Origin of the sequence: Winogradskyella eximia (assembly GCF_003386165.1) — a bacterium.
In the GTDB taxonomy this organism is placed as follows: Bacteria; Bacteroidota; Bacteroidia; order Flavobacteriales; family Flavobacteriaceae; genus Winogradskyella; species Winogradskyella eximia.
In genome coordinates, this window is the sequence record NZ_QRDV01000003.1 from 150600 (window position 1) to 176957 (window position 26358).

24 protein-coding genes are annotated in these 26358 nt (G+C 32.6%); 19 read left to right on the forward strand and 5 right to left on the reverse strand.

Going from position 1 to position 26358, the window contains the following annotated elements:
• Window positions 1–38: 38 nt before the first annotated feature.
• The 13 genes from DFQ10_RS08800 to DFQ10_RS08860 all read left to right on the forward strand — a co-directional run bounded on the left by DFQ10_RS08800 (window position 39) and on the right by DFQ10_RS08860 (window position 11900).
• Window positions 39–581, forward strand: coding sequence for an alpha-ketoglutarate decarboxylase (locus tag DFQ10_RS08800; protein ID WP_245940662.1), 543 nt, complete (start codon window positions 39–41; stop codon window positions 579–581).
• A gap of 284 nt (window positions 582–865) precedes the next feature.
• Window positions 866–1354: a c-type cytochrome gene (locus tag DFQ10_RS08805; protein WP_115817226.1), complete on the forward strand. Its 489-nt coding sequence runs from the start codon at window positions 866–868 to the stop codon at window positions 1352–1354.
• 6 nt (window positions 1355–1360) lie between these two features.
• Window positions 1361–1933, forward strand: a complete 573-nt coding sequence (locus DFQ10_RS08810) for a fasciclin domain-containing protein (protein WP_115817046.1) — start codon at window positions 1361–1363, stop codon at window positions 1931–1933.
• 27 nt (window positions 1934–1960) lie between these two features.
• The gene (gene nosZ / locus DFQ10_RS08815; protein WP_115817047.1) at window positions 1961–3919 is read left to right on the forward strand and encodes a Sec-dependent nitrous-oxide reductase; all 1959 of its coding nucleotides are present in this window, start codon (window positions 1961–1963) and stop codon (window positions 3917–3919) included.
• A 182-nt stretch (window positions 3920–4101) separates the two neighbouring features.
• The gene (locus DFQ10_RS08820; RefSeq protein WP_115817048.1) at window positions 4102–4722 is read left to right on the forward strand and encodes a hypothetical protein; all 621 of its coding nucleotides are present in this window, start codon (window positions 4102–4104) and stop codon (window positions 4720–4722) included.
• Between the two features lie 42 nt (window positions 4723–4764).
• Window positions 4765–5202, forward strand: coding sequence for a nitrous oxide reductase accessory protein NosL (locus tag DFQ10_RS08825; RefSeq protein ID WP_115817049.1), 438 nt, complete (start codon window positions 4765–4767; stop codon window positions 5200–5202).
• A gap of 4 nt (window positions 5203–5206) precedes the next feature.
• Window positions 5207–6442 carry a nitrous oxide reductase family maturation protein NosD gene (locus DFQ10_RS08830; RefSeq protein WP_245940664.1) on the forward strand — a complete coding sequence of 412 codons (1236 nt, stop codon included), beginning with the start codon at window positions 5207–5209 and terminating at the stop codon, window positions 6440–6442.
• Window positions 6436–7143, forward strand: a complete 708-nt coding sequence (locus tag DFQ10_RS08835; RefSeq protein WP_115817050.1) for an ABC transporter ATP-binding protein — start codon at window positions 6436–6438, stop codon at window positions 7141–7143. Before DFQ10_RS08830 ends, DFQ10_RS08835 begins: the two co-directional genes overlap by 7 nt.
• Window positions 7136–7918, forward strand: a complete 783-nt coding sequence (locus DFQ10_RS08840; RefSeq protein WP_115817051.1) for an ABC transporter permease — start codon at window positions 7136–7138, stop codon at window positions 7916–7918. The genes DFQ10_RS08835 and DFQ10_RS08840 overlap by 8 nt, the downstream gene beginning before the upstream one ends.
• Before the next feature lie 30 nt (window positions 7919–7948).
• A complete protein-coding gene (locus DFQ10_RS08845; protein WP_241695513.1) occupies window positions 7949–8374 on the forward strand; it encodes a hypothetical protein in 426 nt (141 codons plus the stop codon).
• A gap of 44 nt (window positions 8375–8418) precedes the next feature.
• The gene (locus DFQ10_RS08850; RefSeq protein WP_115817052.1) at window positions 8419–8817 is read left to right on the forward strand and encodes a hypothetical protein; all 399 of its coding nucleotides are present in this window, start codon (window positions 8419–8421) and stop codon (window positions 8815–8817) included.
• Between the two features lie 99 nt (window positions 8818–8916).
• Window positions 8917–9762: a hypothetical protein gene (locus DFQ10_RS08855; RefSeq protein WP_115817053.1), complete on the forward strand. Its 846-nt coding sequence runs from the start codon at window positions 8917–8919 to the stop codon at window positions 9760–9762.
• 137 nt (window positions 9763–9899) lie between these two features.
• Window positions 9900–11900 (forward strand): TonB-dependent receptor plug domain-containing protein, encoded by a 2001-nt coding sequence (locus DFQ10_RS08860; protein ID WP_115817054.1) that lies wholly within the window; start codon window positions 9900–9902, stop codon window positions 11898–11900.
• Here DFQ10_RS08860 and DFQ10_RS08865 read toward each other — a convergent pair.
• From DFQ10_RS08865 to DFQ10_RS08885, 5 genes are all read right to left on the reverse strand, one after another.
• Window positions 11870–13066, reverse strand: coding sequence for a hypothetical protein (locus DFQ10_RS08865; RefSeq protein WP_115817055.1), 1197 nt, complete (start codon window positions 13064–13066; stop codon window positions 11870–11872). The two genes, DFQ10_RS08860 and DFQ10_RS08865, sit on opposite strands and share 31 nt — an antisense overlap.
• A 99-nt stretch (window positions 13067–13165) precedes the next feature.
• Window positions 13166–13897, reverse strand: a complete 732-nt coding sequence (ric, locus tag DFQ10_RS08870) for an iron-sulfur cluster repair di-iron protein (RefSeq protein WP_115817056.1) — start codon at window positions 13895–13897, stop codon at window positions 13166–13168.
• A 49-nt stretch (window positions 13898–13946) separates the two neighbouring features.
• A complete protein-coding gene (locus DFQ10_RS08875) occupies window positions 13947–14381 on the reverse strand; it encodes an RrF2 family transcriptional regulator (RefSeq protein WP_115817057.1) in 435 nt (144 codons plus the stop codon).
• 77 nt (window positions 14382–14458) lie between these two features.
• Window positions 14459–14809, reverse strand: a complete 351-nt coding sequence (locus DFQ10_RS08880) for a hypothetical protein (RefSeq protein ID WP_115817058.1) — start codon at window positions 14807–14809, stop codon at window positions 14459–14461.
• A complete protein-coding gene (locus DFQ10_RS08885; RefSeq protein WP_115817059.1) occupies window positions 14809–15783 on the reverse strand; it encodes a polyprenyl synthetase family protein in 975 nt (324 codons plus the stop codon). The genes DFQ10_RS08880 and DFQ10_RS08885 overlap by 1 nt, the downstream gene beginning before the upstream one ends.
• 152 nt (window positions 15784–15935) lie before the next feature.
• Between DFQ10_RS08885 and DFQ10_RS08890 the strand changes: the two genes are divergently transcribed.
• The 6 genes from DFQ10_RS08890 (at window position 15936) to DFQ10_RS08915 (ending at window position 26352) form a co-directional block, all read left to right on the forward strand.
• Window positions 15936–16538, forward strand: a complete 603-nt coding sequence (locus DFQ10_RS08890; RefSeq protein ID WP_115817060.1) for a TetR/AcrR family transcriptional regulator — start codon at window positions 15936–15938, stop codon at window positions 16536–16538.
• A gap of 3 nt (window positions 16539–16541) precedes the next feature.
• On the forward strand, window positions 16542–17957 hold the full coding sequence (locus DFQ10_RS08895; RefSeq protein WP_115817061.1) for a TolC family protein: 1416 nt from the start codon (window positions 16542–16544) through the stop codon (window positions 17955–17957).
• Window positions 17958–17963: 6 nt separating this feature from the next.
• Window positions 17964–19154, forward strand: coding sequence for an efflux RND transporter periplasmic adaptor subunit (locus DFQ10_RS08900; RefSeq protein ID WP_115817062.1), 1191 nt, complete (start codon window positions 17964–17966; stop codon window positions 19152–19154).
• Entirely contained in the window at window positions 19144–22686 is a 3543-nt protein-coding gene (locus DFQ10_RS08905; protein ID WP_115817063.1) for an efflux RND transporter permease subunit, read from the forward strand. Before DFQ10_RS08900 ends, DFQ10_RS08905 begins: the two co-directional genes overlap by 11 nt.
• Before the next feature lie 78 nt (window positions 22687–22764).
• Entirely contained in the window at window positions 22765–24519 is a 1755-nt protein-coding gene (gene aspS / locus DFQ10_RS08910; protein WP_115817064.1) for an aspartate--tRNA ligase, read from the forward strand.
• A 45-nt stretch (window positions 24520–24564) separates the two neighbouring features.
• Window positions 24565–26352: a chloride channel protein gene (locus DFQ10_RS08915; protein ID WP_115817065.1), complete on the forward strand. Its 1788-nt coding sequence runs from the start codon at window positions 24565–24567 to the stop codon at window positions 26350–26352.
• The last annotated feature ends 6 nt before the right edge of the window (window positions 26353–26358 follow it).

The following is a 26358-nucleotide window of genomic DNA, read 5'->3' on the forward strand; positions in this document are numbered from 1 at the left end:
ATATTTATAACATATAGAAAAAAACAAATACCTTCATTATGAATAACAATTATATTTCCTTTAAAAAATCCTTACTTACTGCCTCTATAATTTTCTTTTTCACAATCAGTTGTTTCGCACAAGAACCAATCTCTAAAACTAATAACTTTTGGAGTCAAGTAGAATTTGGTGGAGGGTTGGGCTTAAATTTTGGTGATGGCTATTTTAGTAGTTCTATAACTCCAAATGCGTTATATCGTTTTAGTCCTTATATAGCTACTGGCATTGGGTTAAATTTTTCTTATAGTTCTCAAAAAAAAGTATTTAAATCTACTGTACTAGGAGGTAGTATTATAGGTTTATTTAATCCTATAAGAGAAATACAGGTTTCTACAGAATTTGAACAATTACATGTTAGTCGAAATTTCGACGAAAAATACATAACTAACGAAGATGACAATTATTGGTACCCAGCTCTATTTATAGGTGCTGGTTACACTAGTAGCAATGTAACCATTGGTATTAGATACGATATGCTTTACGACAAAGATAAAAGTGTGTATTCTGAAGCATGGATGCCTTTTGTTAGGTTTAGATTTTAACAAAAGTTGATTCAAATAGATTTACTAAAATTATAATTACTACAAAACACAAATTTCCTTATAATAAAACCCGCAATCAAACTTGTGGGTTTTATTATAATTTCACGCCAAAAATTCACCTTAACACTAACTAATATAGTTGATTACAAAAAAATATTGTATTCAAGCTTACTGAAAAGACATGATTAATTATTAAATAGGATAAAATTATCCTAATACATGATAAATATCATATATTTTTCATGTTAGCCTATTTAAATTTGACAAAAATTAAATCTAAAACAATGAAGAAATCACTAAAAATTTTAACAATGATCGCTATTGCAACTGTTTTTAGTTGCGGAGGTGGTGATAAAAAGAAAGAAGCAGAAACTGGTTATGGTAAAAAAGCACCTGTAAAAACAGAAAAGAAAGAGGCAGCTTCACAACGTGTAGAACTCTCTAATAAAGGAGTTGGCCCAATTAAATCTGTAACATTAGAAGCAGAAGTTAACCAAGACATGGCAGCACATGGTAAAGAAGTGTATGCAAAAATGTGTACCGCTTGTCATAAGGCAGACAAAAAATTTATTGGTCCTGCACCAACAGGAATTTTAAAAAGAAGAACTCCAGAATGGGTAATGAATATGATTCTTAATCCAGAACAAATGGTTAAAGAAGATCCACTAGCTAAGGACTTATTAATGGAATTCAATGGTGCACCTATGGCGAACCAACACCTTACAGAAGAAGAAGCAAGAGCTGTCTTAGAATATTTTAGAACCTTAAAATAAATATTTATGAAACTAACCAAACACCTGTTTATTGTCTTTGCAATTGCTTCTCTTTTTAGCTCATGCAAAGATGCGAGCAAAGACGCTTCAACCACGTCATCAGAACTAAAAACCGAAACACAATCTACAGAACGGACTGGCCAAGCCTTTATTGAAGATGATGGCAGTACAACCGTTTTAAGTATTGCTATTGGCTCTAAAGATCACACCACTTTAGTTGCTGCAGTTCAAGCAGCTCAATTAGAAAATGCTTTAGTTAACGCAGGTCCTTTAATGGTATTTGCTCCAACAAATGAGGCATTTGCAGCATTACCAGAAGGTACTGTTGAGAACTTATTGAAACCAGAAAATAAAGATGCTTTAGCTAATATTTTAAAGTATCATGTGACTCCTGGTAACTACTCAAAAGATTTTTTAAAGAAATTTAAAAAACTAGGTCAAGCTAATAATGATTATGTAAAGGTAGAAGTCGTAGACGGAGAGCCTATGATTGGAGGAGCAAAAATATTGGCAAGTATAAAGGCTGGTAACGGAATTGTACACGTTATTGACAAAGTTTTATTACCTCCAACTAAATAATTCTAACGCTAATTAAAACAATAAACAATGAAAAAAATACTAAAATCAACACTTGCAATTGTAGCGGTTTTTGCCGCATTTACAAGTTGTAATAATTCTGGTAAGTCTAGTAATTCTGGAGCCTTATCTAGCAACAACGCAGAAAAAGTATATATAGCACCAGGAGAGCACGATTCGCATTATGCATTTCTATCTGGTGGTTATAGTGGTAACCTTACCGTTTATGGCTTACCTTCTGGAAGAATGTTTAAAGAAATTCCTGTTTTCTCACAATTTCCAACAAATGGTTATGGGTATTCTGAAGAAACTAAACCGATGTTAGAGACTTCTTTTGGTTTTGTACCTTGGGACGATTCGCATCACCCAGATATTTCTCAAACTAAAGGAAAATTGGATGGTCGTTGGATTTTCATTAATGGTAACAATACACCTCGTATTGCAAGAATTAGTTTAACTACTTTTGAGACTGAAGAAATAATTGAAGTTCCTAACAGTGCAGGTAACCACAGTTCTTCATTCATTACAGAAAATACTGAGTATGTAGTTGCAGGAACACGTTTTTCTGTGCCAATTCCACAAAAGGATATGTCTATAAAAGACTATAAAGGAAACTTTAAAGGTGCTTTATCTTTTATATCTGTAGATCCAGAACATGGACACATGGATATTAAATTTCAAGTATTGATGCCAGGTTTCAACTATGATTTATCACATCCTGGACGTGGAAAATCTCATGGTTGGTTCTTCTTCACCACTTATAATACTGAAGAAGCAAACTCACTATTAGAAGTTAATGCATCTCAAAATGATAAAGATTTTATTGCAGCTATAAACTGGAAAAAAATTGAAGAATATGTAAATAATGGTGGTGGTACAATGATGCCTGCTAATTATGCACACAATGTGTATAGTGATGACACACACACAGCTACTTCTACAATGAAAAAAGAAGTACGTGTTGTCAATCCTTCAGAAGTTCCTGGAGCAGTCTATTTATTACCAACACCAAAATCACCTCATGGTTGTGATGTAGATCCTTCTGGAGAATACATTGTAGGTAATGGTAAATTATCTGCTAATTTAACAGTACACTCATTTACAAAAATGTTAGCTGCTATTGAGAGTGAGAAATTTGCTGGCGAAGCTTATGGTATTCCAATTTTAAATTTCGAAGATGTTTTAGCAGGTTCAGTTGAGCAACCAGGATTAGGACCTTTACACACTGAATTTGATGGTAAAGGAAATGCATATACAACGTTCTTTATTTCTTCTGAAGTTGTAAAATGGAAATTAGGCACATGGGAAGTTATCGATAGAAAACCAACATATTATTCTGTAGGTCACTTAACAATTCCTGGCGGAAACTCAGCAGAACCTTTTGGTAAATACATGTTCGCAATGAACAAAATAACAAAAGATAGATATTTACCTACAGGCCCAGAAATGGAACACTCGGCGCAACTATATGATATTTCAGGAGAAAAAATGGAACTACTTTTAGATTTCCCAACTCATGGTGAACCTCACTATGCAGCAGCAATTCCTGCCGAAATTATTAAAAATAACTCTCGTAAAATCTTTAAGTTATCAGAGAACCAACATCCTAAAAAAGCGCTTAGCGATGCAGATACTAAGGTTGTTAGAGATGGTAAAAACGTCCATATTTATATGACTATGATACGTAGCCACTTTTCACCAGATAATATTGAAGGTGTAAAAGTTGGAGACAAAGTATACTTTCATATTACCAACTTAGAACAAGATTTTGATGTACCGCATGGTTTTGCAATGATTGGTGCTAGAAATGCTGAGTTATTAATTGCACCAGGTCAAACAAAAACATTAACATGGGAACCTGAAAGAGTTGGTGTTTGGCCATTCTATTGTACAGATTTCTGTTCTGCATTACACCAAGAAATGCAAGGTTATGTTCGTGTATCTCCAGCTAGTTCAGACATTGAATTGTCTTGGTCTTTAGGAGAATAGTTTATTACTTATAAAAATTTAGGGAAATTTTGTTTTAGTGTTTATTTCCCTAATATAAGGCGAGAGTTGACATGTCGCTCTCGCCTTTCTTTTCAAATCACTAATCACACCAAATAAACTCAAACTACTTGATTATAAAATTTGGTATCACTAAATGATTAATTAGCTAATAATATAAGATTATGAAAAAGGCTGGAATTATAATGATATTAGGATCCTTATTGTTGCTTGGACTTTTTAAATTCCCTTTATGGAACATCATGTTAGGTGCTCCACAATACCCAGAACCATTAGGAATGAATATTTATATTCAAGGTATTAAAGGTGTACAAGAGTTCGATCTGCAAAACATAGACGGTTTAAACCACTATATTGGAATGAAAACCATTCCGAAAGCAGAAGATATGTGGGAGTTTTCAGTTTTTCCTAAAGTAATTATCGCAATGGTAATTTTAGGAGTAATCATAGGCTTATTAGGCTATTTAGAAAAAGTAAGTTACAAGTACTTTTTAGGTTGGTTCTTATTTATGTCTATATTAGGTGTTTTAGGAATGTACGATTTTAATAACTGGCTCATAGATTACGGAAGTAACTTAGATCCTCATGCTATTATAAAAGTAACAAATCCTGATGGCACACCAATGTCTTACAAACCACCACTATTAGGTTTTCAAAAATTACTAAATTTTGACGTAACTTCATTGCCACACATAGGAGGTTACCTTATGTTTATTGGTATGGCACTAACACTTGTTGCTTATTGGCTTGGCAGAAAAGCAAGCCTGAGAAAAACAACACAGTAAGTTAAGACTGTAATTTTCACAAACACTAAAACACTAAAAATCATGCAAACACTAAAACACTATTTAATTTTTGCACTACTACTCTTATTTTTCAGTTGTAATGTATCACCAGAACCTATAGATTATGGAAGTGACGGTTGTCAATTCTGTAAAATGACTATAGTAGATAAGGTTCACGCTGCAGAAATTGTCACTAAAAAAGGTAAAGTTTATAAATTTGATGCTACAGAATGTATGATTAACTACACGAAAGATTTTGATACAACTGAAATTCAACTTTATTTATCTAATAACTACACCACACCAGAAGCATTAATTGATGCTACAAAAGCGACATTTTTAATTAGCAAAAATATACCAAGCCCTATGGGTGCTTACCTTTCAGCCTTTAAAGATAAGGCAGATGCTAAAAAATTTCAAGCAGATAAAGGAGGCGATTTATACACTTGGGAAACCTTACTAGCCAAATTTAAAGACTAGTAACATGAGACATATTCTAGTATTATTAGCAGTCATTTTAATGGCTAAACTTACTGTTGCCCAAACTGTCGAGGTTTGTAAAACATGTCCTATTTCAACATTAAAAGATGGTATTGCACAGGCAAAAGATTTTGACACCATTGTGGTTAAAAAAGGAACGTACAAAGAACATAATGTTCTTGTCAATAAACCTTTAACTATTATTGGTGAAAATTATCCTGTTATTGATGGTGAATTAAAAGGTGAAATAATTACTGTTACCTCAGATAATGTTACTGTAGACGGTTTATTCATTATTAACGTTGGTAATAGTTATACAGCAGATTATGCAGCCATCCGTGTTAAGAACAGCAAAAATTTCTTAATTCAGAATTTAGTTTTAGAAAAATTATTCTTTGGTATATACATCGAAAAATCAAGAGATGGAAAAGTCTTTCACAACAAAATAATTGGAGAAGCTGTAGAAGAATATAATTCTGGAAATGGTATTCAACTATGGTACAGTAGAAATGTTCAAATTGAACATAATTTTGTACAGCATGTTAGAGATGGCATTTATTTAGAATTTTCTAATGATTGTGTTATTAAAAATAATGTCAGTGCATTAAACGTACGTTACGGCTTACACTTTATGTTTTCTAACGACGACTCATATGAAGATAACACCTTTGAAAATAATGGTGCTGGTGTTGCTGTGATGTTTTCAAAACGGATACAAATGTTTAATAATATTTTTAAAGAAAATTGGGGAACAGCTTCTTACGGTCTGTTGCTAAAAGAAATTAATGATGCTGAAATTGTAGGCAATACGTTTGAGAACAATACTATTGGAATTAATATTGAAGGTTCTAATCGTATTAATTACAAGCATAATACATTTTCAAATAATGGTTGGGCCATTAAAGTGAAAGGCGCTTGCTATACTAACATCTTTACAGAAAACAACTTTTTGTACAATTCCTTTGATATTGCTTACAACAGTAAAGTCAATGACAATGAATTTGACAAAAATTACTGGAGCAGTTACACAGGATACGACTTAGATAAAAATGGTATTGGAGATATCCCTTACCGACCAGTAAAACTCTTTTCTTATATCGTAAATCGTACACCAGAAACCATCATTTTACTGCGAAGTATGTTTATAGATATCATTGACTTTTCTGAAAAAGTATCACCTGTTTTTACACCAGATGATTTATTGGACAACAACCCACAAATAAAAAAACTAACATGGTAACCATAGAAAATCTACATAAAAAATTCGGGAAAAACCAAGTGCTAAGCGGTGTTGACCTCAACATTAGCGAAGGCGGAATTTTCGCCGTACTTGGACCTAATGGTTCAGGTAAAACCACTTTGATAAAATCGGTTTTGGGTATGGTAATTCCAGATAAAGGAAACATCACTGTACTTGGCGAAAACATTAAAAAGAATTCTGAATACAGACATAAAATTGATTATTTACCGCAAATAGCCAACTTTCCGAGTAACCTACGTGTTAAAGAATTAATCAAAATGATTAAGGATTTACGTAAACCAACCAATGAAGATGAACGCTTAATTGAGCTTTTTAGATTAGAACCTTTTTTAGACAAAAAATTAGGTAATCTTTCCGGTGGAACTAAGCAAAAAGTGAATCTCGTTTTAACTTTTATGTTTGATAGTCCGTTAATTATTTTAGACGAACCAACCACAGGTTTAGACCCAATTTCACTCATTAGATTAAAAGATTTAATTAAAGCAGAAAAAGCCAAAGGAAAAACAGTTCTTATTACCTCGCACATCATGAGTTTTGTTGAAGAAATTTCAGATGAAATTGTATTTATCCTAGAAGGTAAAATTTATTTTAAAGGCTCTATTCAAAAATTAAAAACCAAGACCAATCAACCCGATTTTGAACATGCGATTGCGTCTATATTAACCGATAACCATGCTTAAGATATTAAAATATAGTTTTTACGACCTTATGCGTAGTCGCTGGAGTTACGTGTATTTCGCCTTTTATTTACTATTAGGTGTTGTCTTGTTGTTTTTGAATAACGATTTATCAAAAGCAGTTATTACTTTAATGAATGTCATCATCGTTTTAGTACCATTAATAGGCACCATTTTTGGCGTTATGTATTATTATAATTCACAAGAATTTACCGAGCTACTTTTAGCACAACCCATTAAACGTTCGTCCATATTCTTAGGACAATATTTAGGTGTTGCCTTATCATTATCTATGAGTTTAATTTTAGGGTTAGGCATCCCGTTTGTGTTTTATGGTTTATTTGAAAGCAGTGCCATTTGGGACTTTTCACTGTTACTAATTACAGGTACATTTTTAACCTTAATTTTTACCGCTTTAGCGTTCAATATTGCATTATCTAATGAAAATAAAATTAAAGGCTTTGGTTATGCCATCTTACTTTGGTTGTTTTTGGCCGTTATTTATGATGGACTCTTTTTAATGACACTAATTTTATTTGAAGATTACCCACTAGATAAAGTATCGCTTATTGGCACTATGCTTAATCCTATAGATTTATCTAGAACACTTATTCTTTTAAAACTAGACATTTCAGCCTTATTAGGTTATACTGGTGCTGTTTTCAAACAATTTTTCGGAACAAGTTTTGGTTTAATCGTATCTTTCGTAATGCTTACCATTTGGGTTGTGATGCCTGTTTTACGCATCGTATTCAAATCAAAGAAAAAAGATTTTTAGTCAATAATTAGTATCTCAATATTTAGAATCATGACAATAAAATATGTAATAATCACGTTGCTATTAGCATTAACTTTTGGTTGTAAAAACGAAACTGTTAAGCCTGAAATACATTCAGCAATTCAACTAGAAGGTTTAGCACTCAACAATAACGAAAAGTGGATTGCTAATGAAGAAACTCATATTGGCATGAAGCGTATTGATTCTATTTTAAAGAATAATACTTCAACAAGTGGAAAAGTATTAGGCGACGTACTTTCAAAACAAACAAGCTATATTATAAAAAGCTGCGATATGGAAGGTGAAGCGCACGACCAGCTTCATGTGGTACTCGTTCCTATTTTAGAAGAAATTACAGATATAAAAGATGTAGAAAACACTTCAGAATTAGAGAAAAAAGTGACAAATTTGCAACGCTTAACAGCCACTTATTTTGAATATTTTAAGATTAACTGATAAAAATCATTTAATTAAGGACAAAATAGTCCGAATTTAGCAATATGATATTAAAGGTTATATATAAAGCCATTGCCTTGTTTTTAACGTTCGTTTTATTAGCGAACAATATTAACAACGTGGTTATTGTAGCCGATTTTGTGGTGAACCAAGATTTTATTGCTAAAACGCTTTGTATTCAAAAAGACGACCAAAAAGGTTGTAATGGTAAATGTCATTTAGCAAAGCAACTCGCACAGAGTAACACAGATTCGAGCTCGGACGCACCATTACCATCCACTGACAGAACGCGCTTAGACGTTTTTGTTATTTATGAAACTGCAAACCACACCATTGATAATTTCAATCAATTATCAAGATTCCAAAACAATTCACATTACAGAATAAAACAACCTGTTTCTGGCTTTTATTCTATCCATACGCCTCCACCAGATTTAAGTTAATTTTTTTTGAAGCTCTACTTAGGGCAAACTTCTATTTTTTGAAACCAAATCGGCTTCAAACAGGATAATTACATTTAAAAATAACTTAAACACTTTAAAATGAAACTTAAATATTTATTACCAATCGCATTTATTGCGCTATTCTTTTCATGTTCAACAGACGACGACGATAACACAACAATAGTTAATGAAGTTGAAGGATTAGAACTTATTCAAACCATTGTTAATGGCAACGAAACTATAGAGCTTTACAACGAGAAAGGTCTATTTGAAACTGGCTATAATATGATTAGTCTTAGAATTAAAGACAACACAACAGATAGCTATATTGAAGATGCTACCCTTTCTTGGATGCCAATGATGCAAATGCCAACTATGGAACATTCTTCGCCTAAATCTACAATTTCAAAAGCTTTAGGAAAAGATACCGTTTATGAAGGTTTTATCATCTACCAAATGACAAATACAGATGGTTCTGGTTGGTCATTAACTTTAAACTATAATATAGATGGTACAGATTATTCAGTTACTGAAACTATCTCTGTAATGCAATATGAAAACCAAAACACAGCAACTTTTATGGGTAGCGATGGCACCAATTATATCCTTGCGCTCATTGAACCAAAAGACCCAAGTATTGCTGTAAACGAAATGAAAGTTGGTTTGTTTAAAATGGAAAACATGATGACGTTTCCTGTTGTAGAAGATTATACTATCGCTTTAGATCCACGTATGCCAGGTATGGGAAATCATACATCACCTAACAATACAGATTTAACGTATAATAATGCTGATAATTTCTATTATGCCGATTTATCATTAACAATGACAGGTTATTGGAAACTAAACCTAAAGTTAATGAACACTAATGATGATGTTTTAAAAGGCGAAGACGTTACCGATGAAAACGAAGCGAGTAGCTTGTATTTAGAACTGGAATTTTAATTTATTCCTTACTGTCATTCAGAACGAGGCACGAAGTGAAGAATCCCAACTTTAATAGTGGTTGTGATTCTTCAGTTTCGCCTCTAACGTCTATGACACCTTTTACCCCTTTATTTTAAACACTAAAATTTTTAGCTATGAAAACGCTAATAACAGTCATTCTATGTCTGCTATTGTCTTCTTTAGGATTTGCCCAAGACAACAATAAAGAGACAAAAAAAGACACTACAAAATTAGAAGAAGTCCTCGTGCTTTCAAGACGCAAATTAAGCAATCACAGACAAGAAAAAACACTGTCTAGCATTGATGATTATCTCGAAAAATCTAATAAAGTAACCATGATAAAACGTGGTAATTACGCTTGGGAACCAACCATAAACAACATGACGAGTGAGCGTTTAGTGGTGACTATCGATGGTATGCAAATTTTTGGTGCCTGTACAGATAAAATGGACCCAATAACGTCTTACGTTGATGTTTCTAATCTCGAAAAAGTAACTATTGGTTCTGGTCAAGAAGGCACAGAAAACGGACATTCAATTGGTGGTGGCATTGATTTAAAATTACCATCCTCTAAATTTAATGGTTCTGGTTTTAAATCTGGATTAGACTTAGGTTATGAAACTAACGGCAACTATAAAGCAACAGGACTAGATTTAGAATACACAGGCAATAAATTCTTTATTAGCGCTGACGGTATTTATAGAAAATCTGATAATTATGATGCAGGTGGCAATGAAGAAATCTTATATTCTCAATTCGAAAAGTATAATATCTCGTTAAAAACGGGCTACAAGTTTTCAGAAACGCAAAGCATAGATGCCAATGTTATTTATGATAAAGCTACAGATGTAGGATATCCTGCTTTGCCAATGGATGTTTCTTTAGCTGAAGCTTTAATTGCATCCCTAACGCACTACTACAAACCAGAAGATAAAGCCTTAAAATCTTTAGAAACCAAATTGTATTTTAATACCATAACTCATATTATGGATGATACTAAGCGACCTGTTGTTGCTATAAGAATGGACATGCCTGGTTGGAGTGATACGTATGGATTTTACAGTAAAGCCGAACTGATGAAAAACAAACATCATTTCACACTTAATCTTAATGGATTCTATAATAAATCACTTGCAGAAATGACTATGTTTTCTAATAATCCAAGTGAACCAGACATGTTTATGTACACTTGGCCAGATATTAGAACCCTATATTCTGGTATTTTTATTAAAGATGATTTTCATTTTAGTACCCATGAAACACTGGCATCTTCTATACGCTTAGGCTATCACAATAACAAAATAGCAAAAGAAGTTGGTGTACAAAGTCTTCAAATTTTTCATGATACTGTAGACGAACAAAACAATAGGTTTTTGGTGAGTTTAGCATCTACATATCAACTTAAAAAAGAGAATTATAATCTATCTGTTGGTATAGGTTATGGCGAACGCGCACCTTCTGTTAGTGAAGGTTATGGCTTTTTCTTATTCAACAGTTTTGATAATTACGATTATATAGGCAATCCAAATTTAAAGGACGAAAAAGCTTTAGAAGCCAACTTCAGCTTTAAACAAAAATTCAATGATTTTGAAATTGGTTTAGAATCATCCTATTTCCATATTATGGATTATATTATTGGTGAGATTGCGCCAGACGTAAGCTCAATGACTATTGGTGCAAATGGTGTACGTGTTTATACAGCATTAGACCATGCCTCTATTTTTAATACGTATGTAAATAGTAGTTATAAACTATCGGAACGTTTTGCAATCAACGGAACGGTTGGTTACAATTATGGAAAAGGGAATGATGGTGAAAATTTACCACTCATAAAACCGTTTTCTTACTTTGCTGAATTCAACTACAATACACCTAAATTTAACGCTGCATTGCAATTAGATGGTAACGGAAACCAAAGTAATTATAGTAGCAAGTATGGTGAAAATGAAACTGCTGATTATGCGATTCTAAATCTTAATTTAGGAAACGTTTTCCATAATAAACTCGGAAAAACAGTATTAAAATATGGTATTGAAAACATATTAGACACTAAATATTCTACCTATGCAGATTGGAATAACTTCCCGAGACAAGGACGTAATTTTTATGTGAATTTATCTTTTGTGTTTCCATAGATATTAAATAAAATGAAGCCGATTCCTAAAGGCAAAAAGACACTAAACAGAAATAGTAGCAGATAATAATTAGGAAGTATGCCTATACCATAAAAGAACATTATTCCTTGAATTAATAATAATATTTCGGTTAAAAGAAATCCTAAAACAAAGCTATATATGCCAACAGTTAGGCTTTTAGAATTCGTTACCAAACCACTTTTTAAGATAAAAGCAAATAGAAATCCTGAAATAACACCGAGCATTAATAAATGAATAAAACCAATTACAAAATTGCGATGCTCATAAACAACTGCCGAAAACTCAGGTAAAATGGAAAGGGATTGAAACACTACTTTTAAGACAAAACAAACAAGCGCAAACATGAACATATGCTTCATAAGTTTATGTGCATTAGTCATCAAAACCTCTAATTTAGGTTTTAGAAGTTGAATGAATTTATATAGCATTACAACTTGAAGCAGCACACCTAATCCATTAATAAATAGTAACGATTGATGTGGTAAAAACCATTGTATGGGTAATGCAAAGGTTAATACCATCGAGACTATTAATAATGTAAAAAAATGTCTGAATTGTTTAGAATCTTCAACCTTTAAAAGATGAAAAAAGACAGCAACCACAGCTATTAAAAACCAACCATTAAACTGAAAATGTAAAAAGAACTGAATCGCAATTTGATAAAACGCAGAAGCTTGTCCAAGCATTGCAACTGCAGGACCTAAACACCAAACACCTATAGTAGAAACCACCATAAAAATGAGTGACGTTTTTAATAGTTTTTCACTTACTACAGAATTGGTTTTATGATGTTTAAAAATGAGATAAACAAAGTAGTAACTACAAAAAATATGCAGTGTAGAAAAGGAAATAGAAATAGCAGCATAACCTTGAAACGGAAAACTGAGCATCATACCAACCACAGCAAATTCCGTTAACCAAAATAATCGATTGAAAACTTTAGGTTGCTTTGGAATAAAGTAATGTACAAATAGCGTATATAACATTAAATAAACCCAGCCCAACATAGCAACATGAGAATGTGCGTGTGTTAGAAATCTGTAATTTAAACCAATGGCTTCAAGAGATGAAAAGCGTAATGCCAAACCCATTAACGCAGCAATGAGAAAATTAATTAAACATATTACTACTAACTTTTTTGGCATCGGTTGAATTTACGAATTAGAAAAAGAAAAACCCCAAAATGTTTAGGGAAAACATCTCAGGATTTTTTTTCAAAAGTAGAAACTAATTAGGGATTGCTATTAACCAAATTGTTGTTCTAATTTTATAGCTTTAGGAAACAATATGTTGTTTTCTAAATGAATATGTAAATGCAAATCTTTTTCAAACTCTTCTAACATAGCATACGTTACTTTATAAGTATTGCAAGCATCTGCTGGTGGATTGTAATTATCCGTTAATTCTGCTATTTCTCTAAAACGTTGTCCTTCTGTATCGTGTTCTTCCATCATCATTTCAATCGGATTTTCAACAGTTCCGAATTGTGGTGATTGAATCGCTTCATTTTTTAGAGTAGCGTTTACCATTCTTTTTACAAAAGGAAAAAGAATTAATTCTTCCTTCTTCATATGTGATGCTAATTCGCCTGCAGAAGCTGTAAACAATTCATTGATTTTAAATAATTCTGGATGACGTTCACCATGCACACGACATAATTTATTTAAAAATTGAAGCAATACAGGAATTTTCTCTTCTACATATCTATGATGCTTCTTTTCTATATACTCAGCTAACAAATCTAATGGCCAAGATTTATAATCAATGCTTTCACCACCTTTAGAATCTAAAACTTGGTTTAATTCATCTAATAAGATAGTGCTATCAATGCCTTTTTTGTCGCAAGCCTCTTCTACTGTTCTGTTACCATTGCAACAAAAATCAATTTTGTATTTAGAAAAGATTGCTGCTGTTCTAAAATCGTCTGCAACATACTGTCCTATTTCTTTTGTTGTATTTTCTTGAAGTGTTTCCATATTATAGTTTTATTTCGGATAAATTTATCCTATTTGTATTCAAATTTTTTTAGATTTTTAAAAATGATACACCAGATTTAATATCCAACGCTAATTGTTCTAAACTTGTATTCTCTAACATCTCTCTCAATTCTTCTCTAACCACTTTAAACTTATCGTGCACAGGACAAGGATGATTTTCATTACAAGTATGTAAGCCTAAACCACAACCCTTATAAATATTATCTCCGTCAATAGCATAAACTATTTGTGCTAATTTTATAGTTGCAATTTTATCCTTTTCTATTTCAAAACCACCATAAGCACCTCTTATGGATTTAACAACTTGATGTCGCACTAATGCTTGAAGAATTTTAGCAGTAAATGCTTGTGGTGAATCTATCTCTTCTGAGATTTCTTTAGGACTTACTCGTTTATTTTCAGACGAGTTTACAGCAATAAAAATTGCGGCCTTAATTCCATATTCACAAGCTTTAGAAAACATATAGTTTGAGACTAAATTAGAATACAAAAGTACTAATAATTTAAATACAAGACAATTTTATCCGATATAATTTATTATTAAGAATATTTAGCTTTATACCAAACCTTTTGCCATTCGCGTTGCAAAATAATAAAAGTGACATCTTCAGATAATTTTAGAGCATCGCTACCATCTAAACTTCTAACTTTTGCTTCAGAAACATCTACAATATAAAGCAAATTAAGATAGTCTGAGAATTTAGAATTTATGAGGTTAAAAACGATTTCTTGTAACACAAATTTTAAACTCGTAGGCAACGTTTCTTCATCAAATTCTAAATCAATATTAGCGTACAATAAATCTTTATTTAACTGAAGAATTAGTTTTTTATATAAGTTTAGTCCTTCTGCTTCCGAAATTAAATCCTCAAAATTAGATGGTAAACTCATTAAACACGTCTGGTCATTAACTGCTCACCAAATACTCTAAGTAATTGTTTTTTATCTTCAGGTATATTTAAGCCTTCTAAAACTTTAAAGGCTTTATTGGTATAATCTTTCACAGCTTCTTGGGTTGCTTCGGCTGAACCCGAATTAGTAAATAACACTTTTACTTTATCTACCTTGTTTTCATTTGAAAGTTCTGAGTTAGACATTAATTTCTTTAAAGCAGACTGAGTTTCTTTAGATCCTGACTCTAAAGTCTTTAAAACTAAATAGGTTTTTTTATTTTCAATTATATCGCCTCCTACTTGTTTTCCAAAAGTTTCAGGATTACCAAAAGCATCTAAATAATCATCTTGTAACTGAAATGCGATGCCTAAAAGCCTTCCAAATTCATATATAGAATTCTGGTCCTCATTAGACGCTTTAGCAACAATTGCTCCCATTTTCATAGCAGCACCAACCAAAACGGCTGTTTTGTATTCAATCATTTTTAAATACTCAATGATGGTTACATCATCTCTAGTTTCAAAATCAATATCATACTGCTGACCTTCACAAACTTCTAAAGCGGTTTTACTAAAAAGTTTAGCTAATGCCTGAAACGTTTCAGCTTCATAATTCTCAAAAAGTTGATATGCCATAATGAGCATAGCATCTCCTGAGAGAATTCCTGTATTTAAATTCCATTTTTCGTGCACAGTTTCTTCGCCTCTGCGTAAAGGTGCATCGTCCATAATATCATCATGTACTAAAGAGAAATTATGAAACACCTCAATAGATAAGGCAGCATCCATAGCCGTTTGAGCGTTTACTCCAAAAACCTCAGCCGTCATTAAAGTTAAAACTGGTCGTAACCTTTTTCCTCCTAACTCTAATATATAGTTAATTGGATTATACAAATTTTTGGGCTCTTTGTGTACTGTAAATCCTTCTAAATGGTTTAGAAACGACTTTTGATATTGTTCAATATGTTGCATGAGACAAAAATAATGTTTTAAACATATTTTAAGCTAATGTTGGCTATGTTAAAAAATTATTAAAACTTTGGAAACTTTTTAGGTTTTTAAAGTTTCCTGTTGTAAGTTTGCGCCATAATTAAAATGATTCTGACCCAACGGAACTTAAAAAAATGAAAGAAAAAATAATATTTAAATCTACGGACTTGTTCTTAAACTTAGGTTTTAAGAGCGTTACGATGGATGATATTGCTAATGAAATGGGTATTTCTAAAAAAACCATTTATCAGCATTTTCAGAATAAAACAAAATTAGTTGAAGCCACAGCTTTGCATGTTTTTGAAAATATTTCGTGTGGTATTGATAATATTTGTGCGTTAAATAAAAACCCAATTGAAGAGGTTTATGAAATTAAAAGATTTGTAATGCACAATCTTAAGGATGAGAAATCGTCTCCACAATACCAACTTCAAAAGTATTATCCCAAGATTTATGCCTCTGTAAAAGGTAAGCAATTTCAAAAAATGTTAGGCTGCGTAACTCAAAATTTAGAACGTGGTGTAACTCAAGGTCTTTATAGAGACTCTATAGAAATAGATTTTGTAGCGCGACTTTATTTTAATGGCATGGTGTCTTTAAAAGACCAAAACATTTTTCCTCGCGAAAATTTCTCGATGGTGATGTTAATGAATAATTATTTAGAATACCACTTAAGAGGCATTTGCTCAACCAAAGGCTTAGAAAAACTAACACAATTAAATACCAACCAAATTTAAGTGATGAAAAAAACACTAATAATAGTCTTAAGTTTCATTTTTTTTCAAATGGGATTTTCGCAAGACCAACCCAAAAGTCTTTCGCTTCAAGAAGCCATTGACTTTGCACTAGAGAACAATAGAACTGCCATTAATGCTGCTCGTGATATTGAAGTCGCTGAACAACAAAAAAAGGAAACTACTGCCACTGGTTTACCTCAAATAAGTGCAAGTGTAGATTACCAAAACAATTTAAAACAACAAGTATCATTATTACCTGCATCTGCCTTTGATCCACTAAATGGTATTAGACAATTAGAGGAGTATTACGATTTAAATGCTCTAGAAATTCAGCCGCTACCTGACGCTCCTGAAGGTTTTATCCCTATCACTTTCGGAACAAAACATAGCATGACTGCCTTTGCAACCTTAAGTCAAAAATTATTTGATGGTTCTTATTTAGTAGGCTTGCAATCTGCTAAAGTGTATTTAGAGATTTCTAAAAATGCCAAAATAAAAACAGATCTTGAAGTTAGAAAAGCGGTTATTGAAGCTTACGGAAATGTGCTTTTAGCAGAAGAAAGTATCAATATTTTTGAGCGTAATATAGAGGTACTTGAAAAAAATCTTTTTGAAACCCAAAAAATATATGAAAACGGATTGGGAGAAGAAGAAAGTGTAGAGCAACTTCAAATTACATTGTCTGGTGTAAAAAGTAATCTTAATAATGTTGAAAGATTAAAGATACTTGCCTACCAAATGCTAAACATCAATTTGGGATTAGATATTTACAATGAATTAGAGTTAACTGACAATCTAGAAACACTAACAGACCAAAATATCTCATTGTCAATTCTTGAGGCAGAAAACAACCCAGAAAGCACCATAGATTACTTAATTGCACAAAATGATACTAGAGCAAAAGAGCTCTTAGTTAAACTAGAAAAAAGTAAAGCTTTACCAACACTTAATGCTTTTATTAATGGAGGTTATTCTGGTTATGGTGACGAGTTTGCTTTTACTCAGAAAAGTCAAGATTGGTTTGGTTCATCATTATTTGGTGTAAGTCTAGATATCCCAATTTTTAGTTCTGGTATGAGAAGTGCTTCTACACAACGTGCAGAAATCAATCTAGAAAAAGCTAAAACAGATTTAACAGAGACAGAACAACGTATAAAACTTCAGATAGCATCTGCTAAAAGCGATTATCAATTCGCTATTGAAGATTACGAAAACAAGAAAGAAAACTTAGCATTGGCTGAACGCATTGAAACTAAAAACCAAACCAAATTTTTTGAAGGTATTGGGACTAGTTTTGAACTTCGCCAAGCGCAAACCCAATTATATTCTGCACAGCAAGAGTTGCTTCAAGCTATGCTAGATGTTATCAATACCAAAGCAACATTAGAAACCGCATTAAATACCATATCATTAAACTAACCAATCATGAAAAACATATATTCAATTTTAGTTATTACTTTACTTTTAGTCTCGTGTGGAGGCGAACAAAAAAACTCCACGGAGAATGTATTACAAAGTAATAGTTTAGAATCTATTCGTAAAAAAAGAGGAGAACTTGTAAATGAACAACAAGCCATTCACGATCAAATTAAATTGTTAGATGAAAAAATAAAAACTTTAGATACCACCAAACACGTTCCGTTAATAACAACTTTTACAGCTAAGGCAGAAAAGTTTGAACATGTATTAGAGCTTCAAGGTAATGTAACAACAAAAAACCTTTTAACTATAACACCAGAGTACAGTGGCATTTTAACACATGTTTATGTAAAAGAAGGTCAACGCGTTAGAAAAGGACAACTACTTGCCAAAATTGATGATGGTGGTTTAAGCCAACAAGTTGCTCAATTAAAAATTCAATCGGAACTAGCAAAAACAACTTACGAACGTCAAAAACGTCTTTGGGATCAAAACATAGGAAGTGAAATTCAGTTTTTACAAGCAAAATCTACTTACGAGTCTCAACAAGAAGCTGTAAGTCAACTACAACAACAAGTTGCTAAAACAGCCGTTAAAGCTCCTTTTTCTGGCACCATTGACGATGTTATTACAGAACAAGGAAGTGTTGTTGCTGCAGGACAATCACCATTAATGCGTATTGTAAACCTTGATGAAATGTATATTGAGGTTGAAGTGCCAGAAAGCTACATTTCTAATGTTGTAAAGGGTAAAAAGGTTGAAGTTGAAATTCCTGTTTTAGGAAAAACAATTGATGCAACAATTCGTCAAGCAAGTGATTTTATCAATCCTGCCAACAGAACTTTTAAAGTAGAGATTGAAGTTGCCAACAAAGACAAGGACATTAAACCGAACCTTACAGCACGATTAAAAATTAATGATTACACGAGCGAAAATGCTATTTTAATTCCACAAAGTGTAATCTCAGAAAATGCAGATGGAGAACAATTTGTTTATATCGTAACTGATAAAAACGAAAAAAATATTGGAACAGCTAAACGTGTCATTATTGAAACAGGAAAAACTCAAGGTAACATTATTGAAATTTTAAAGAACCTTGATAAAGGAACCGAAATTGTTAACGAAGGTGCTCGTAGTGTAAAAGATGGACAATCGGTAGAAGTAATCAACTATAAAGAAGAAGGTAATGACCAATAAAAAGAAAAAAAATACCGAAAAGGAATTCGGGATGTCGTCGTGGGCCATTAACAACAAAACGACCATGTATGTCCTAATTGCTGTCTTTTTCTATTTAGGTGTTTCTGCTTTTTTTAGCATGCCTAGAGAAAACTTCCCAGAGGTAAACGAAACTAAAATTTACGTTAGCACAGTATATCCAGGTAACACTGCTGAAGATATTGAAAAGCTAATTATAGATCCCTTAGAAGACAAACTGAAAACGGTGAGTAATGTTGTAGAAACGACATCTACCTCTCAAGAAGATTATGGGATGCTTATTGTAGAGTTTGACGAGAATATTACAGTTGAACGTGCTTTGCAAAAAGTAAAAGATGAGATTGATACCGAAACAGCAAGTGAAGATTGGCCAACTTTTAATGGTGCTAAAGTAGAACCTGACGTTTTTGAACTAAGTCTTTCAGAAGAAATGCCAATTCTTAACATTAATATTTCAGGAGATTACACTGTTGAAAAGCTTAAAGATTATGCGGAATATCTTCAAGATAAAATTGAAAACTTACAAGAAATCAAAAAAGCAGATATTAGAGGTGCTCAAGAAAAAGAAGTAGAAGTTGCCGTTGATATTTATAAAATGATGGCTGCTAAAGTTACATTTAATGATATTCTTGGAGCTATTGGTAATGGTAATGTTACACAATCTGCTGGTAATTTAAAAACTAGTGGACAACGTCGTACGATTAGAATTATTGGAGAAATACAAAAACCATCTGAATTAGAAAACTTTGTTGTTAAAGCCGAAAATGGTAATGCTATTTATCTAAAAGATGTGGCTACTGTTTCTTTTAACGAAGAAGACAAAACAACTTTTGCTAGAAAATCTGGAAAACCAGTAGTAATGCTCGATGTTAAAAAACGAGCAGGAAAAAACATGGTGGCAGCTGCTGAGCAAATTCAAGACATTGTAAATGACGCTGTAGAAAATGTTTTTCCTCAAGATTTAGTAGTGTCTATTACCAACGACCAATCTGAGAAAACCATTGGGCAAGTAGATGATTTGGTTAACAACATTATTTTTGGAGTTATTTTAGTGGTTACTGTTTTAATGTTCTTCTTAGGATTTAAAAACGCCCTTTTCGTTGGTTTTGCTATACCAATGTCAATGTTTATGTCTCTAATGATATTAAGTCTTATTGGTTATAGTTTAAATACTATGGTTCTTTTTGGTTTAATTATGGGACTTGGTATGTTAGTAGACAACGGAATTGTAGTTGTTGAAAACGTTTACAGATTAATGGAAGAGGAAGGCATGAGCAGAATTGAAGCTGCCAAAAAAGGTATTGGTGAAATTGCTTTTCCTATTATTATTTCTACAGCAACAACCGTTGCTGCCTTTGTTCCATTAGGTCTTTGGCCAGGAATTATGGGAGAATTCATGAAGATTTTACCAATAACATTATCTATTGTTTTAGGGTCTTCATTATTTGTTGCCATATTTTTCAACTCTGTTCTAGTATCTCGATACATGACTATTGAAGATAAGGATATGCCAATAAATCAAATTATAAGAATTACCGTTATTGTAGGAGCTATTGGTATACTTATTCTTTTGTTTGGAGGTACTTACAGAGGTTTAGGAACTATAATGATTTTCACAGCTATAATGCTTTGGGCTTATCGCTTTTTCATAAGAAAATGGGCTAATAGTTTTCAAAACAAATCTTTAGTAAAATTAGAAAATTGGTACGAACGTCAATTACGTTGGGCATTAACAGGTTGGAAACCTCAAATTTTAACGGCAATTACTGTTGTCTTATTGTTTGCCTCTTTTATTGCTTTCGGAATTTCAGTTTCAACACAACGTACTAAAATAGAGTTTTTCCCTGATAATAAACCCAATCAGATTATTGTTTACATCGAATATCCTGAAGGCACTGCGATAGAAAAAACAAACGCTATTACTAAACAAATTGAGAATCGCGTTTATGAAGTTATCAATCAAGAGCACTACATGGATGGTGACAGAAATTTCCTTGTAGAAAGTGCAGTATCACAAGTTGGTGAAGGTGCCGGAAATCCGAATACCGATTCTGGTTCTGCCGCAGAAATGCCGCATAAAGCAAAAATCACAGCATCCATGCGAGAGTATAAATACCGTCGTGGTGAAGACAGTGAAATTTTACGACAAAAAGTACAAGCTGCTTTGGTTGGTATTTATCCAGGCGTTTTAATTTCTGTTGAAAAGGATGTTAATGGACCACCTGCTGGATCACCAATTAATATTGAAATTGAAGGTGATGATTACGTTGAGCTTATTGCTACTGCAGAAAAAATGCGCGAGTTTATAAACTCTAAAAACGTTGCAGGAATTGACGAGCTTAAAATTGATGTAAATAAAGATAAGCCAACCATGCTTGTTGAAATTGATAGACAAAAAGCTGGTGAATTAGGCGTTACAGCAAATCAAATTGGTAGCCAATTAAGAAATTCTATTTTTGGATCTAAAGCCGGAATTTATAAAGAAGATGGTGACGATTTTGATATTTATGTGCGTTTTAATGAAGAAAACAGATATAATACGAGTGCCTTATTCAATCAAAATATAACGTTTAGAGATAATACAGGCCAACTTAAAGAAGTACCATTATCTGCTGTTGCAAAACAGAGAAACAACTCAGGATTTAACGCTATAAAGCACAAAGATGCTAAACGTGTGGTTACTGTATATTCTGCATTAGCACCTGGTTTTACAGATGCTGGAGCTATTGTAACTCAGATTCAGAATGAAATGAAAAGTTTTGAAGATCTATCTGAAGGTATTCATATTGATTACACAGGGCAGATTGAAGAACAAAACAAACAAATGGCCTTCTTAATGGGAGCATTTTTCACTGGCCTTGGGTTAATTTTCTTCATATTAATATTTCAATTTAACTCTATCTCTAGACCAACCATTATAATGATTGCTATTTTCCTAAGTTTCATTGGTGTATTTGGAGGTATTGTAATTTCAGGTAGTGCATTCGTAATTATGATGACCATGGTTGGTATCATTTCGCTTGCTGGTATTGTAGTGAATAATGGTGTGGTTCTTTTAGATTACGCTCAATTATTAATTGACAGAAAGAAGAATGACTTAAATCTTGGTGAAACTGATTATTTAAAAACAGAAGATTTATTTGATAGCATCTTAAAAGCAGGTAAAGCACGTTTAAGACCCGTTTTACTTACGGCAATTACAACTATTTTAGGTTTAATTCCATTAGCCATTGGTTTAAACATTAACTTCTTTACATTGTTTGCAGACTTTGACCCTAACATATACATGGGTGGAGATAACGTCGTATTTTGGGGACCATTAGCGTGGACCGTTATTTACGGTTTGTTTGTTGCTACATTCTTAACGTTGATTGTAGTTCCTGTTTTATTCTTCTTAAGTGTAAGACTAAAAATGTGGCTACGTACTAAATTTACGTCAGAACCTTTAAGAGCTAATGAATCTGAAGGATTTGAACAAATTGAAGCATCCTCAATGACTAAAATTAATGAATAATTGAAAATCATTATTTAAATAGAAAAATCCGAAGTCTTTACTTCGGATTTTTTACTTTTGCAATTCTAATAAAAATCTATGTACAGAAGTCACAATTGTGGTGAGTTAAGAGCATCACACAGCAATACAGAAGTTACACTTTCCGGTTGGGTTCAAGGTGTTCGCGATAAAGGTTTTATGATCTATATAGATCTTCGCGATCGTTATGGTATCACGCAATTATATTTTGATGAAGAACGCACACCAAAAGCCATCATGGAACAGGCTTCTAAATTAGGACGTGAGTTTGTTATTCAAGTTAAAGGAAATGTAATTGAACGTGCTTCAAAAAACCCTAATATTCCAACAGGAGATATTGAAGTTTTAGTTTCTGAGCTTAATATATTAAACAGCTCGTTAGTACCGCCTTTTACTATTGAAGACAAAACAGATGGTGGAGACGATGTACGTATGAAATATCGTTACTTAGATATTCGTCGTAATCCTGTAAAAAACAGTCTGATTTTTAGAGCAAAAGTGGCGCAAGAAGTTAGAAATTACCTTTCTAGTGATGGTTTTATTGAAGTGGAGACACCTTATTTAATTAAATCTACACCAGAAGGCGCTAGAGATTTCGTTGTACCTTCTCGTATGAATGAAGGTCAGTTTTATGCATTACCACAATCGCCTCAAACCTTCAAACAACTATTGATGGTTGGTGGCATGGATAAGTATTATCAGATTGTAAAATGCTTTAGAGATGAAGATTTACGTGCAGACAGACAACCAGAATTCACACAGATAGATTGTGAAATGGCTTTTGTTGAGCAAGAAGATATATTAAATGTTTTTGAAGGCTTAACACGTCACTTATTAAAAGAAGTGAATGGTGTTGAAGTTGAAAAATTCCCAAGAATGCTTTACGATGACGCTATGCGTTTGTACGGAAATGACAAACCAGACATTAGATTTGGGATGGAGTTTGGTGAATTAAATGCTGTTACCCAACATAAAGAATTTGGTGTTTTTAATAATGCTGAATTAGTTGTTGGTATTGCCGTGCCTGGAGGAAACAGTTACACCAGAAAAGAAATTGATAAATTAATTGATTGGGTAAAACGTCCACAAGTTGGTGCATTAGGTATGATTTATTCTCGTTGTAACGACGATGGAACATACAAATCATCCGTAGATAAATTTTACGATCAAGATGATTTAGCAAAATGGGCAGAAATTACAGGTGCTAAAAAAGGAGATTTAGTTTGTGTATTATCTGGAGATACTAATAAAGTAAGAGCGCAATTAAGTGCTTTACGTATGGAATTAGCAACACGCTTAGGATTAAGAGATCCTAAAGTATTTGCTCCATTATGGGTTATTGATTTCCCATTATTAGAATTAGATGAAGAAACTGGTCATTACCACGCCATGCATCATCCATTTACTTCACCAAAACCAGGGCAAATAGAATTGCTAGATACTAATCCAGGTGACGTAAAAGCTAATGCTTACGATTTAGTATTAAATGGTAATGAGATTGGAGGTGGTTCTATTAGAATACACGATAAAAAGACACAGGCCATAATGCTTAAACATTTAGGCTTTTCAGAAGAAGATGCTAGAGCACAATTTGGATTCTTAATGGATGCTTTTGAATATGGCGCACCACCGCATGGAGGTTTAGCTTTTGGGTTAGACAGACTAGTTGCTATATTAGGAGGACAAGAAACCATTAGAGATTTTATTGCCTTTCCAAAAAATAATTCTGGTAGAGATGTAATGATTGATGCACCTGCACCAATAGATGATGAACAACTAGAGGAATTAAGTTTAAAACTAAATTTAAAATCTTAAACTATTAAATCCTGCTTATTGCAGGATTTTTTAGTTCTAATAACCATGCCTAAACATACCATTTTAAAACAAATACTTATTTGGAGAGCCAAACACATTTCAGATAAACAGTTTATATTCATTTTAAGTGCTTTAGTTGGCTTTACATCTGGAGTTGGTGCCGTAATCCTTAAAAATTTAACGCACTATATTCAACTATTGCTAGAAGGGAAATTGGTAAAATATTATCATCATGCCTTTTACTTTTTATTCCCGATAATAGGATTGATTTTAGTCTATTTAATTATAAAATATGTCATAAGATCAAAAGTTAGTCATGGGATTCCTTCAACTTTACATGCTATTGCCAAACGTAAAGGCATCATAAAAAGCTATCAAATGTTTGGTTCAATTCTTACAGCACCTATAACGGTTGGTTTTGGAGGTTCTGTTGGGTTAGAAGGACCTGCAGTTGCTACAGGTGCTGCTATTAGCTCAAATATTTCTAGGCTCTTTAGAATGGACCAAAAAACTAAGACTTTACTCATTGGTTGTGCAGCAGCTGGAGCATTATCTTCCATTTTTAAAGCACCTATTGCTGCTATCATTTTCGCAATTGAAGTCTTTAGTTTAGACCTAACAATGGTGTCAATGCTACCATTATTACTAGCCTCACTTTCTGCCGTATTAACATCTTATTTTTTCTTTGGTGATGATGTTTTATTACCTTTTAGAATTGAAGATAAATTTATAATCTCGGATGTACCTTTTTATGCGTTTTTAGGAGTCTGCGCAGCATTTACTTCAATTTATTTTAATCAGGTTTATGAAAGAATTCAAATCTTTTTTGACCAACTAAATTCACCAATTAAAAAACTTCTTGTTGGAGGTGTTGCTATCGGAATATTGATCTTTTTTATTCCACCTCTTTATGGTGAAGGTTTTGATATTATGAATAGTCTTATTGTTGGTAATCCAGAAAAAGCTTTAGAAAACAATTTTTTAAATCTAGATTTAACTAACATTTGGATAATTATCTTACTCTTAGCAGGACTCGTGTTTTTTAAAATTATTGCAAGTGCTATAACTTTTGGAGCAGGAGGTGTTGGAGGTATTTTTGCACCTACCCTTTTTATGGGAAGTATAATGGGAAATTGTATCGCTAAAATCATTAACCATTGTGGCTTATTTAATGCTCCCGTTTCTGAAAGTAATTTCACCCTTGTTGGTATGGCTGGTGTATTGGCTGGCGTTTTACATGCTCCTTTAACTGCTATATTTTTAATTGCCGAGCTTACTGGTGGTTATGATTTATTTATTCCTCTAATGATTACAGCGGCAATTTCATTCGGTATCACAAAACATTTTGCTCCACATTCAGTCTACACAATGGAATTAGGGAGAAAAGGAGACCTTATAACACACGATAAGGATCACGCTATTTTAACCTTAATGGACATCAATAAAGTTATTGAAACTAACTTTATAAGTGTTACCACTAAAATGACATTAGGAGATATTATTAATAAGGCAGTTATTAAATCAAATAGAAACATTTTTCCAGTTATAAATGGCAAAGACAAAACTCTAAAAGGGGTTATTCTATTAGATGATTTAAGAGCTATAATGTTTGATCAAACGTTATACAATGATGTATATGCAAGCGAGATTATGCAAAAACCACCCGAAGTAATAGATATTGACAAGGATAAAATGACGGTTATTATGAAAAAATTTCAAGACAGTAGCGCTTGGAATTTACCTGTTGTAAAAAATGGTATTTATGTAGGCTTTATTTCTAAATCAAAATTATTAACTGCTTACCGACGAGAATTAATTAATTTTACATCTTAGTCAGCA